The following is a 12241-nucleotide window of genomic DNA, read 5'->3' as shown; positions in this document are numbered from 1 at the left end:
CGATCGCCGAGTACCAGCCCTTCACCCCCGCCATCGAAACCTTCCGCGGCCTCCTCCTCGGCACCGAGATCGGCCACAACGGCTGGCTCACCCTCGCCTGGTCCCTCGGCCTCACCATCCTCGGCTACCTCTGGTCCACCTCCACGTTCCACCACGACCCGAAGTAACCCGCGCAGCGGCTTCGGACCAATCCTCACAGCCCGACCCGCCCGGGGCGGGTCGTACGCCGGCACCACGTCGGCGTACGACCCCGCCCCGCAGGCGTTCCTCAGCTCCTGTCCCCCGGGCCCGCCGGTCCGGAGGGGGTGAAGCGGACCGGGGCGTGGAAGCGGGCGCGGCGGGCCGCACGGCGGAAGGCGGTGAGCACGGCCGGGCCGGCCAGCACGACGCAGACGAAGTTGGTGACGGCCCGCCCGGTGTCCCAGCCGAGGGAGGTGGCGAGGTCGAAGGCGAGGTAGCGGTGCCACTGTTCCGTGAACGGCAGACCCGGAAGGTAGGCGATGGAGCTGTTCGGGTCGAGGGAGAACGGCCAGAAGGAGAGGTTCAGCAGGAAGCCGAAGAGGTAGCCGGAGACCGATCCGTACGCCGCGAGCATCAGAACCTCGCGGCGGCCGGTGGCGCGGGGCAGGAACCCTGCGAGCATGCCCACGAAGGCGCAGCCGAACATCTGGTACGGCATCCAGGGCCCGACCCCGCCCGTGATGAGCGCCGAGGTGAAGAGCGACGTGCAGCCGAGGGTGAAGCCGAAGCCGGGCCCGTAGACACGGCCGGCCAGGACCAGGACGAAGAAGACCGTTTCGACGCCTGCCGTGCCGGCGCCCAGGGGACGCAGCGCCGCGTTGACGGCGGAGAGCACACCGAGCATGGCCAGGGCCTTGGAGTTGATGCCGCCCTCGGCCATCTCGGACAGCACCACGCAGAGTACGAGAACGAGCAGGACGCCGAAGATGAGGGGCGGGGCGTAGTTCGAGCCGAACTTTCCGGGAGCGACGACGAAGGGCCAGAAGAACGCCACCACTCCGACGAAGGCGGCCAGGGCGATGACCAGCGAGACCCGTGGGGTGAGCCGGATGGCCGTCGCGGCGCCGGCACTCATGTCCGGTCCTCGCCCTCAGCGGAATCGGCATGGATATGGGTACGGGTATCGGCATCGGATGCGGATCCCGATTCGGATATGGCGGCAGCCGATGCCGCAGCGGCCGTTTCGAGTGCCGACGTCACCTGGTCGACGGCGAGGAAAGGCAGGGGTGCCAGGATCTTGGCGGTCTGCGGCGCGAACACCGGTGACGCGACGATGACTTCGGGGGTGGGACCGTCCGCGACGATGTCGCCCTCGGCCATGACCACCACCCGGTCGGCGGTCCGCGCGGCGAACTCGACGTCGTGCGTGGAGATGACGACCGAACGGCCTTCCCCCGCGAGCGCGGCGACGACCCGTGTCAGCTCCGCCTTGGCCCGGTAGTCGAGTCCGCGGGTCGGTTCGTCGAGCAGTACGACCCGGGGGGCGGCGGTGAGTTGGATCGCCAGGACCAGGACCAGTTTCTGGCCCTCGGACAGGTCACGGGGATGGGTCGCGTCGGCGATGCCCGGGGCCAGGCGGTCGAGGATCTCCCGCGCCCCGGGGGTATGGCTCCCGGGGGCATCGCTCCCGGCGGTCCTGCCACTGGAGGTGTCGCCACCGAATGCGGTGCCGCTGGAGGTCTTGCCTGCGACGGCCGACTCGCTGTCTGCCTGACCGAGTTCCTGCTTGACGCTTTCGAGGTAGAGGAGGTCGGCGGGGGTCTGCGGGACGAGCCCGACGAGCCTGCGCGCCTCCGCCGCGGACAGGGTGCGCGGATCGCTCGCTCCCCCCGTCCCGGGGTCCGTGACACGCACACTTCCGGCTGCGCGCGGGCCGGACCCCTGGAGCGCCCACAGCAGGGAGGACTTCCCGGAGCCGTTGCGGCCCATCAGTGCCGTGATCTCACCGCTGCGCAGGTCGAGGCCGACCTCGCGGACCGCGGGGACTCCGTGATAGCTGACGGTGACGCCGCGGGCGGTCAGCAGTGCGGCGCGGCGGGCCGCCGGGGCGGGGCGTACCGGGGCGGGCGTCGTGCCGGTCAGCGTGGTGCGGAGCGGGGCCGCGGCGCGGCGGGCGTCGCGGATGGAGAGCGGCAGCGGGCGCCAGTCCGCCGCGCGTGCCAGTTCCACGATCGGCGGGGCGATGGAGGAGGTCATGAGGATCTCGGTGGGGGGCCCGTGCACGACGCGCCCGTTGCCGGGAAGATGGACCACGCGGTCGGCGTACTGGACGACTCGTTCGAGGCGGTGCTCGGCCATGAGCACGGTGACCCCGAGGTCGTGGACGAGGCGGGTGACGGCGGCGAGGACCTCGTCCGCCGCGGTCGGATCCAGTGCGGAGGTGGGTTCGTCGAGGACGAGGACACGGGGGTGGGCGGTGAGGACCGAGCCGATCGCCACGCGCTGCTGCTGGCCTCCGGACAGTTCGTGCAGCGCCCGGTGGCGGAGGTCGGCCAGACCCAGCAGGTCCAGGGTCTCCTCCACCCGCTTGCGCATCACCGCGGGCGGGATCGCCAACTGCTCCATGGTGTACGCGAGTTCCTCCTCGACGGTGTCGGTGACGAATCCGTCGAGCGGGTCCTGTCCGACCACGCCGACCACGTCGGCGAGTTCCCGGGGCGGATGGTGGGCGGTGTCCCGTCCGTCGACGGTGACGCGGCCGAAGAGGGTGCCGCCGGTGAAGTGGGGTACGAGCCCGTTGACGGCGCCCAGGAGAGTGGATTTGCCGACACCGGTATGACCGACGACGAGACAGAGTTCGCCCTCCTCGATGGTGAGGTCGACGTCGCGCAGGGCGGGTTCGTCCGCGTCGTCGTACTGGACGGTGACCTGATCGAAGGTGATCACGTGGTTTCGGCTTTCTCGGTGCGCTGTCGGGGAACGACCGGGCGGAGCGGGGTCGGCGGTGGTGCGAGGAACCCGGCGGTCCCGGCGAGCAGGATCGCGAGGGTCGGTACCAGCGGCAGCGAGGGCCAGCTGAGCGGGTAGATGGAGGGGTTCAGCTCGGCCGCGTCGTAGCCCGTGTTGCTGAAGAGCAGGACGGCGGAGAGCACCCCGGCTCCGGCGACGGCCCACTCGGGCAGTCGCCAGGGGTCGGGCCGGTAGGTGGTGCGCGAGACCCTGCGTCCGCCCAGACGCAGACCCGCCACGCACAGCACGGCTCCCACCGCCATCGCCGGGAACCCGAGGAACGTGGGCGTGGTCGCGTCGAGGAGCCCGTACGCCCCGGCGCACAGGCCGCACATTCCGAGCAGCATGAGTGCGCCGGTGGCGCGGCGGGAGCGGCGGGAGGCGGTGCCGGCACGCCCGTACCCCCGGGAGTCCATTCCGGCGGCGAGGCGCAGGGAGCGTTCGAGAGCGTCCTCCAGGACGGGGACGACGATGCCGCGCAGGGCCTTGAGCCCCTTGTTGCGTCCGGCCCGGAGTCTGCGGGCGCGGGCGACGCGCTGCACGCTCTGCACGAGTTGGGGAGCGACGCTGATGGCGACGGTGACGGCGACGCCCAGTTCGTGGAGGGCTCCCGGCAGAACCCGCAGGGCCCGTTTGGGGTTGGCGAGCGTGTTGGCGGCCCCGATGCAGCACAGCATGCAGGCGAGCCGCAGCCCGTCGGTGGCGGCCGAGAGCAGGGCCTCCAGCGACACGGGCCCGCCGAGCTGGATGCCCGCATACCAGTCGGGGGTGGGAATGTGCGGAAGCGAGAACAGGAAGTGGTCGTGCGGGGTGATACCGGTGGCGAAAACGGCCCGGAACAGGACGCGGATCGCCACGACGGTGAGGGCGAGGCAGAGGTAGTACTTGAAGCCCCGCGCCCAGGGCGCTTCGGTGCGGCGCGCGGTGACGACGTATCCGAGGACCGCGAGCACGAGAAGGAGCAGCAGCGGGTTGTTGGTCCGGCTGACGGCTGTGGCCAGGGCGAGCGCCCAGATCCACCAGGCGACCGGATGGAGCGTCCTGGGCAGCCGGCGTCCACCGGTGTCCGGTGCCTGGGCGGGCACCGGCACCGGTACCGGCACCGTCGCTGAGTGGTCGGTGTTCGGCACCCCGTTCACCCCGCTCACTCCGTGCGGCGTCGGCGTCCGGCCGCGTACACGGCCGCCCCGCAGACGAGCACGATCAGGGAGCCGCCCGCCACCACCGGGAGGACGGACCCCGCGTCGGCCTTCGCGTCGGCGGCCGGGGCCGCGTCGACGACCCTGGTTCCGGTCCCGGGAGCGCCCTCCGAGGAGCCGGGCGGGACGCTCGGGGAGGGGCCGGGCGGCCCGGACGGCGATGTGCTGGGAGACGGGCTCTGCGATGGCTTCGCCGACGCGGAGGCGCTCCTCGTCGGCGACGGCTCCTTCCGCCCGGGTGCCTTCGGGCCCGTGTCGGTGCCCGGTGGGAGCTCGGGAGCCCGGTCGGTCGACGTGGGCCTGCCCGCGTCGCCCTTCGCCTCGGAGTTGTGGGCGCGCAGTTGGTCCGGGGTGAGCTGGGGCCGGCCCTCGGTACCGCCGATGTCGGTACCGCCGAAGATCCACAGGTCGACGCTGCCGGGTTTCGGTCGGTACAGCATGGCGCCGAGCCGGCTGTACTCCCAGGAGTTCGCGCCCGGATCGGCGTGCCAGTAGGACCAGTACGCGGAGGCGGGCGGCGTCAGCACGCAGTCGTCCTGCTGGGGCGTCGGGTACTGCTTGCCGCCCTGGTGTCCGCTGTAGCCGATCCGGCAGATGAAGGCCGGACCGTCGTGCCCGGTGCCGGTGGTCCGCCAGCCGCCCTGGTTGAGGAGTTCGTATCCGGTCGTGGGGGTCGTGCCGCAGGAGCGGTGGACCGGGCCGCCCCAGTGGCTGAAGTCGACGGCGAGCACGGTTCCGGACGTGGTGGTGCACCGGCCCATGGGCTGCGGATCGGCCGCCGCCGACGGCGCGTTCGCCGTCATCGCGGCGGTCGACATCCCCAGGGCGGCGGCAGCCCGTACGGCCCTGCGCCACAGAAGGTTGCTCATATCCGTCCCCCCGTGGCTCCCCGGCTCCGTCCTCCCGCGGCTCCCCGGGCCGGTCCTCCCGTGGCTCCGCCGCTCCGTCCCCCTGCGGGGGCCCGACGGCGGGTCGTGACGACCACGCGCCACCCGGCACCGACGAGCAGCGCCGCGCAGCCGATGAGCGCGCCGAGCTGTACGCCGGTCGAGGCCAGCGCTCCCCCGCCAAAGCCGCCCGTGCCGGTGGCGGAAATGGCGCCCGTCGACTCTTCGGGGGTGACGATCAGTGGGGTGGAGGCGCTGGGCGCGGGCTGCGGCGCGGTGCCGGTCAGGTCGCGCTCCAGCGTGCCGAAGGAGATGCCGGTCGCGCCGCTGACCGCCTGGGTGGAGGCGCGCAGGTCGGATCCGCGCTGTCCCTCCCTGTCCACGTTGAATCCCCCGTCGCTGTTCTGCTGACCGGCGAGGAACTTCCGGGCCCCGGCTATCTCGGAGGCGTACCGCTTCGCGTCCAGTGAGAGCCCCTGGACGGCGAGTGCGGCGGAGTTGACGGAATCGCCCGCGGCTCCCGGGAAGCCGCCGTCTGCCAGCTGTTTGCCCGCGATCCAGGTCAGCGCCTTGTCGACGGCCTTGTCGGCCTTCTCTCCGCCGGCCAGGTCCAGCGCCATGGCGGCGATGGCGGTGGAGTCGACATCGGAGTCGCCCGTGGCGGGGATCAGGCTGGGCCATGCCCCGCTGCTGTGCTGGAGACTCTCCAGGTACGCGATCGGCTCCCGGGCCGCCGCCTTCTCGTCGGCCCTCAACTGGGCCATGACCGCCAGGGACTGGGCGAAGACGGAAGGGGCGTAGGTGTAGGCGCCCCTGGCCGCGCAGCTGCGGTCCGGGGCCTCGCTCGGCCCGGCGCACACGGCCTTGTCCAGTGCGGCGACGAGGTCGTCGCCGCCGAAGGAGCGGGGGTCGCGGCCCACGGCGCGGGCCAGCAGGGCCGCCTTGCCCAGGGAGCCGCCGAGCGCGTACTTCGTACCTGCCCCGGTCCAGTCCCGCAGGGTCCTGCCCTCGCCGTCCTTGCCGCCCTTGTCGAGGAAGTCGACGATGCCGCGCAGCTTGCCGTTGTTCAGACCCGTGGCCGTGAGCGCGTAGGCGCCGTCGATCGTGAGCCCGAAGTCCGCGCGGGAGGAGCCGGTGCCCGCGGTGTAGTACTGCCCCTGCCGGAGGCTGGTCGCGCTGGTCAGGTAGGCGACGCCCTTCTTCAGGTCCGGGCCTTCGCCCGGCGGGTACGGCGGGGCGGTGGTGGGGGGCGCGGTGGCCGGCGGGCCGGTCGGCCCCGGTTCCTTCGCCGTCAGGCGGGCGAGGTCGGTACCGGCGCCGGCGAGGACGGCCGGCGCCGTCGCGTAGAGGGCCGGATCGGTGGCCCCTTCCTCGAAACCGAAGCCGCCGCCGGCCAGTTGCTCACGGGACAGCCAGGACACGGCGGCGTCGGCGTACGCGGTGTCGCCGAGGGCGCGCAAGGCCTGCGCGGCGTACGCGGTGGCGTGGACGCTGCCGGTGGTGGCGCCGGTGTAACCGGGGAAGGAACCGTTCTTGGCCTGTGCCTTCCTCAGGTACGTCCGGGCCCTGGCCACGGCGGCGTCCTGGCTCCCCGTCTTCCGCAGGGCCAGGGTCGCGAGTCCGGTGGTGGCGAGGTCTCCGTCGCAGTTCTCCCCGGGGCGGATCAGGATGCTGGTGAACCCGCCGTCGTCGCACTGCAGTTGGCTCAGCCTCGCGACCGCCGCTGCCGGGGGTACGGCACCGGCGCGGAGCAGGGCGAGCACGGCGAGCGCCTGGCCGTCGCCGTAGGCGGCGTTGCGGAAGTCGCCCTTGGCGGTGCAACCGGGGGTGGCACCGCCCGATTCGGGGCCTGCGGCACAGACGTTGTACAGGAGAGCGGCGATCAGATCATGGCCGCCGAAGTCACGCGGATCGGCGTCCGTCACCTCGGCGAGGAGAGCCAGCCGGGCCGCCGCCGGCGCGTCGGGGGCCTGGTCCCCGCCGGAGGGGTAGGCGTACGCGTCGGTGTGCGCGGCGAGATACGCGGTGACCTTGTCGAGTGCCCTGCCCGCGCCGTCGGCGGCGAGAGCGTAGGCCGCCTCGGTGGTCAGCGGGTAGTCGGTGGCCCCGTCGTCGACGACGCGTTCGCCGTCCTTGAGGGCGCTGCCCGCCCAGGCCGCGGCGGCCTCGGTGTCGATCTCCCCCGCCGGGACCGTGGGCGGTCCCCCGGGGCCGGGGGTTCCGGTGCCGCCCCCGGCGCGTACCTCGTCCGGGGTGAAGTCCGGCTTGCCGGTGGATCCTCCGGCGTCGGTACCGCCGAACACCCAGGCATCGACGTCACCGTCCTTCGGCTTGCGGTCCATGGCTCCGTACTGGCTGTAGGACCATGTGTTCTGCCCCGGCGAGGCGATCCAGTACGACCAGTAGGCGGTGGCCGGCGGGGTGAGTACGCAGGACTCCTGGGTCTCGGTCGGGTACCGCGTACCGGAGCCGTGGCCGATGCGGCAGATGAAGGCCGGGCCGTCGTGCTGCGTGCCCTCGGTGGTGAAACCCGCCTCGCGGAGGAGTTCGTATCCGGTGGTCGGGGTCGTGTCGCAGCCCCGCTCGACCTTGCCCGCGAAGGGGCCGAAGTCGACCGCGACGACCGCGCCCCGGTCCGCCGTGCACTCCCCGACGGGGTCGGCGGCGGCCGGGGGAACGGTGACGAGTGTCACGCACATGGCGAGCAGCAGGAGCATCACCGTCGTCAGGGGCGGGAGCGATCCGGTCCTCACCTGCTGGTCTCCGCGCCGCACGGTCCCCACCAGGCGGTTCCTGGGCCGTACCGTCCCCGCCCGGCGGTTCGCGCGCCGTACCGTCCCCGCCCGGCGGTCTCCGCGCCGCACGGTCCTCACCAGGCGGTTCCTGCGCTGTGCGGTCCCCACCGCGGCCCCCTCGTCCTGTCTCCGCGGGGACACGAACGTGGCAGAGGAGCCCTCACCCCAGGATTCGTCATGGGCGGAGCCGGTCGACCACGCCGTAGTCCACGACGGCGCTTATCGCTGCAGATCAGGCCCCAGGTAATCCGGCTCACCCGGCGATGCCGGGTCCACGGTTGCGGGTCAGCGCCGGATTTCGACCGGCTTCCCCTGGAACTCAGTGCTTTTCAGGCGGATTGCAGCACGCCGGTCCGCAAGGCGTCAAGGCACCGCCGTGCGGCGCGCGTTGCGGTTCACGGGACCGCTGGCAGGACCGGACCGACTGGGGTAGCGTCCTGGGCTGCCACGTGGGGGAACCCGGTGAGAGGCCGGGGCTGACGCGCAGCGGTGTGGGACGGCCGGGGGCCGTTCCGAGCCCGAATGCCCATGGCGGCGGTGCATCACAGGAAGCCGGTCCACGCGTTCGGGCACGGCGGCCCAGCCCGTTGCCGCCCTTCTTGAGACGGGGCGTCGGGCCCGGTCGGCGCGCCCCTCATCCCAGGAGCAGGCCATGCCCCGTACTTCGATCTCACCCCGTCTCGCGTTCACGGCAGCCGTCTCCGTGGGGGCGCTCTGTCTGAGCGTCCTGCCGGCCGCGGCGACCGCCACGCCGGCCCAGATCGCCACGTCGAGAACGAACGGCGTCGCCTACCTCAAGTCCCTCCAGGCGGCGGACGGTTCGTACGCCGGGCCGGGGCTCTCCAACGAGTGGGCGTTCAGCGCGCTGGCCTCCGCCGGCACGGCGGCCGTCGATGTCGCACCCGGCGGCGACACCACGAAGAACGCGAGATCCGTCTATCGTTCGCTCCTCGCCACAGCGGCCTGGCCGTCCGCGACCCCGGTGGTCACCGACTTCGAACGTGCCGCCCTCAACGCCTACGCGGCCGGCATCGATCCGGCCCGGGTCTCCGCCTCCCGCAATCTGATCGGCGAAATCTACAGCTACTGGCAGACCGCCGAGCCGGGATACTTCGGCCCTTCGGCGAACTTCAACGGCACCGTCTTCGCCGCACTCGCCCTGGGTGGCGCCAGGACGCAGACGGGGGCGCAGCGCATACCCCAGTCGCTGCGCGACGCCCTGGTCACCCGTATCCGCGCCAACCAGCACAACGACGGCGGCTGGAACTACGGCAAGGCCGAGGGCGATCCGGGACAACTCGGCTCCGCGAGCGACATCGACATGACCGGTGCCGCGATGGCCGCCCTCTGTGTCTCCGGTGTCGCGAACACCGACACGGACATCGCGCGGGCCAAGGCGTTCCTCAAGAGCAAACTGGTGCCCACCAGCGGCGCGTTCAACGCGATGTTCGGCGTCAACACCGACTCCAACGGCTGGGCCGTGTCCGGCCTGAACGCCTGCGGCGTCAACCCGCAGACCGGGGACTTCCTCACCTCCGCGGGCAAGACCCCCGTCGACTTCCTCATCTCCCAGCAGTTCAACCCCGGCGGCGGCTTCAAGTACCTGCCCAGCGACACGACGCCGTCCGCCTACGCGTCCATCGACGGACTGCGCGCCGTCGCGGGCGGCGGCTTCACCGCCGCTCCCCCGGTCCCCGCCACCGGTGGTGCGCCCCGATGGGTGGCGCAGAGCGCCTTCACCACCGGCACCGCCACGAAACTGGCACTGACCGTGGACGACGGGAGCGGGAGTCCGAAGGTGTGCTCCGTAGCCTTCACCCCCACGGGGACCACGGCCACGCTCGGCTCGGTACTCGATTCCGCCGTGGCCGGGGCCACTCCCGCCGGTTGTGCGAGCGGTGTGACCCCTTCCTCCGGCACGGGCACGCTCACCGCCCTCAACGGCATGGCCAACAGCGGGCAGGGCACCTGGAAGGTCAGTGTCGACGGTGCCGCGTTCACCGGAGCCGCCCGCGGCAGCGTGATCAACGTGGGTGACACGGTCGCTCTCCGCTGGGGCGTCTGACCCTCTCCGGTGACATGAGGTCACCCCCGGGGCGGCCGGAGCCGCGCGGAGGCCCGGCCGCCCCGGGGCGGCGGACGAAGTGACCGAGGCGGCCGAAGTGATCGAGGCGGCCGAGGTGACCGCCCCGGACGAAGTGACCGCCTCGGACGGCGAGGAGCGCGGGAGGGCTTTCGTACGACCGCGGGATCCGCACTACCCGGCTTTCCCGCCCATTCCACCCATTCCGCGATCAAGGTTTCCCGTGCCGCGGAACGGAGCACATACCGTCATCCGGCGGCTCCTAATCGTGATGATCATCTCCCCGTCGCAACCCAGCGTGTGGGCTAGCGTTCCGAGGCGTGATCAACTTCTCCCTCCCTTCCGACCAGGCAGTTTCGACCGTTGCGGCGTTGACGCGTGCGCTCTTCGGTGACCGGCCGGAGGTTCACGAGCCCTGGCGAAAGCTGTTCAGCACCGAGCCGTTCCGCTTCCGGGAAGGGCTGTCGCCCTCCGGCCGCGCCGCGCTGTCCTACGAGCGTTTACGTCTGATCAACGACGCGCTCGACAGTCCCGAGGACTTCGTGACCGATGTGGAGCGGCTCACGGCGCTGCATGAATGGGTCGGCCCGGTGGACGCGGGGCTGGGCACCGTGGCGAGCATCCACTACAACCTCTTCCTGGGGAGCCTCGTCGATCACGCGGCGGGCCCGGAGCGCGATCTGCGGGAGTTCACCGAGCTGCGGCGCACAGGAACGTTTCTGTGTACGGAGAGCGGACACGGCAACAGCGCCGCGCAGCTGGAGACCACGGCGACCTACGACCCGGCCGCGCGCGCGTTCACGCTGCACACGCCCAGTGCCGCCGCACGCAAGTTCATGCCGAACACCAGCCCCACCGGTGGCCCCAAGAGCACCGTCGTCGCCGCACGCCTGATCGTCGACGGCAAGGACCGGGGGGTCTTCCTCTTCCTCGCCGAGCTCAGCGACGCGTCCGGGCGCCCGGTGCCGGGAGTCGGGATACGCAGGCTGCCGCAGACGGCCACCGCTTCCGTCGACCACTGTGTGACCTCCTTCGACCGGGTCCGGCTGCCGCACACGGCGCTTCTCCAGTCCGCCCACGGACAGCTCACGCCGGAGGGCGTCTTCACCAGTTCGGTCGGCAGCCCGCGCAAGCGCTTCCTGCACTCCATAGGCCGGGTCACGGCCGGGAAGCTCTGTATGAGCGCCTACAGCCTGGGCGTCACGCGCCACGCGCTGGCGGTGGCCGTGCGGCACGCCCACACACGGCGGACCTCCGGGGTGTCCGCCGGCGGCAGCGTCCCCCTGTTCGCCCACCGCAGCCATCACACTCCGCTCCTCGACGCCATCGCCACCACCTACGCCGCGACCTTCCTGCACCGCGCCGCGGTACGGCGATGGGCGATGTCCTCGGAGTCGGAGTCGGAGCGGGAGAACGGTGAGCGGTTCGCGGCCGTCGCCAAGGGCTGGATCACCTGGCGGGCCCGCGCCGTCATGACCGAGTGCCGCGAACGCTGCGGTGCGCAGGGGCTCTTCCTGGCCAACGGGATCGCCGGCCAGCTGGCGGCCAACGAGGGAACCATCACCGCGGAGGGCGACAACCTCGTCATCTGGGTCAAGGCCGCCGGTGAGATGCTTCTCGGACACTTCACGCCGAAGGCGTCCCGGGAGACGTCCCCGGAGGCCCGCGACCTCGGCGACCCCGAGTTTCTCCAGGACCTGCTGTCGGACATCGAGCGCGTCTGGCACGGGCGTGCGCGGACCCGCCTGCGCGGCGGACCCGCGGGCAATCCGCTCAACCGATGGAACGCCGCCGTCACACCGGCCCTGGAACTGGTCGACGCCTACGCCCACCGCCAGGCCGCGCAGGCGCTGCTGGACGCCGCCGACGAGGCCACGCACCCGGAGGCGCAGCGCCAACTGCGCCTGCTGCAGCGGTTGTTCGCACTTCGCCGCATCGCGGCCCACAGTGGGGACCTGCTCGCGGACGGATACCTCACCAGCGCCCAGGTGAGGCAGCTTCCCGACGCGGCCGAGGATGCCGTCGCGGAGCTCGCACCGCACGCCCTGACCCTGACGAAGGGATTCGCCGTCGCGGACGAGATCCTCCTGGATCACCCCATCAGCCGGCCCGACGGCTTCGACGGCTTCGACCGCTTCGACGGGGAGGCGGGCCACGACGGCCGCGACGACCACGAGAGCCACGAGGGCCATGCCGGAGTAGGCGGCTTCGAGGGCATCGGCGTCCGGGACCGCGCGGGAGACCTTCTGACCCGATGAGACCGCCGCTCCCCGCCACCGGGCCATGACCGGGTGAGCGGGTGAGCGT

General features: G+C 72.2%; 7 protein-coding genes and 1 pseudogene. 3 read left to right on the top strand and 5 right to left on the bottom strand.

Annotated elements, in window-relative coordinates:
* Positions 1-167: pseudogene (locus tag ABT170_RS32305) on the top strand (ABC transporter permease); the annotation flags it as partial.
* Between the two features lie 101 nt (positions 168-268).
* On the opposite strand, the gene ABT170_RS32300 reads toward ABT170_RS32305, so the two are convergent.
* Genes ABT170_RS32300 through ABT170_RS32280 form a run of 5 tightly spaced genes read right to left on the bottom strand, consistent with a single transcriptional unit; the run spans position 269 to position 7839 of the window.
* The gene (locus ABT170_RS32300; RefSeq protein ID WP_351873332.1) at positions 269-1096 is read right to left on the bottom strand and encodes an ECF transporter S component family protein; all 828 of its coding nucleotides are present in this window, start codon (positions 1094-1096) and stop codon (positions 269-271) included.
* Positions 1093-2907 (bottom strand): ABC transporter ATP-binding protein, encoded by a 1815-nt coding sequence (locus ABT170_RS32295; RefSeq protein ID WP_351873329.1) that lies wholly within the window; start codon positions 2905-2907, stop codon positions 1093-1095. The genes ABT170_RS32300 and ABT170_RS32295 overlap by 4 nt, the downstream gene beginning before the upstream one ends.
* Positions 2904-4100, bottom strand: coding sequence for a CbiQ family ECF transporter T component (locus ABT170_RS32290; protein WP_502970597.1), 1197 nt, complete (start codon positions 4098-4100; stop codon positions 2904-2906). Before ABT170_RS32290 ends, ABT170_RS32295 begins: the two co-directional genes overlap by 4 nt.
* 14 nt (positions 4101-4114) lie before the next feature.
* Entirely contained in the window at positions 4115-5038 is a 924-nt protein-coding gene (locus ABT170_RS32285; RefSeq protein ID WP_351873326.1) for a hypothetical protein, read from the bottom strand.
* On the bottom strand, positions 5035-7839 hold the full coding sequence (locus tag ABT170_RS32280) for a prenyltransferase/squalene oxidase repeat-containing protein (protein WP_502970596.1): 2805 nt from the start codon (positions 7837-7839) through the stop codon (positions 5035-5037). Before ABT170_RS32280 ends, ABT170_RS32285 begins: the two co-directional genes overlap by 4 nt.
* A gap of 664 nt (positions 7840-8503) precedes the next feature.
* Between ABT170_RS32280 and ABT170_RS32275 the strand changes: the two genes are divergently transcribed.
* Together ABT170_RS32275 and ABT170_RS32270 are read left to right on the top strand one after the other, a co-directional pair.
* Complete coding sequence (locus tag ABT170_RS32275) at positions 8504-9916, top strand: prenyltransferase/squalene oxidase repeat-containing protein (protein WP_351873323.1); 1413 nt, start codon at positions 8504-8506, stop codon at positions 9914-9916.
* A gap of 389 nt (positions 9917-10305) precedes the next feature.
* Positions 10306-12192: an acyl-CoA dehydrogenase family protein gene (locus tag ABT170_RS32270; RefSeq protein WP_351873320.1), complete on the top strand. Its 1887-nt coding sequence runs from the start codon at positions 10306-10308 to the stop codon at positions 12190-12192.
* Positions 12193-12241 lie beyond the last annotated feature (49 nt).

This window comes from Streptomyces sp. NPDC001787 (assembly GCF_040297465.1).
Classification (GTDB): Bacteria; Actinomycetota; Actinomycetes; order Streptomycetales; family Streptomycetaceae; genus Streptomyces.
Note: the sequence above shows the minus strand (reverse complement) of the source record. Positions and strands in the feature narration are given on the sequence as shown.

Coding starts and splice junctions, on each gene's coding strand:
- ABT170_RS32300 (WP_351873332.1), bottom strand. CDS start 1,096: ATGAGTGCCGGCGCCGCGACGGCCATCCGGCTCACCCCACGGGTCTCG.
- ABT170_RS32275 (WP_351873323.1), top strand. CDS start 8,504: ATGCCCCGTACTTCGATCTCACCCCGTCTCGCGTTCACGGCAGCCGTC.
- ABT170_RS32285 (WP_351873326.1), bottom strand. CDS start 5,038: ATGAGCAACCTTCTGTGGCGCAGGGCCGTACGGGCTGCCGCCGCCCTG.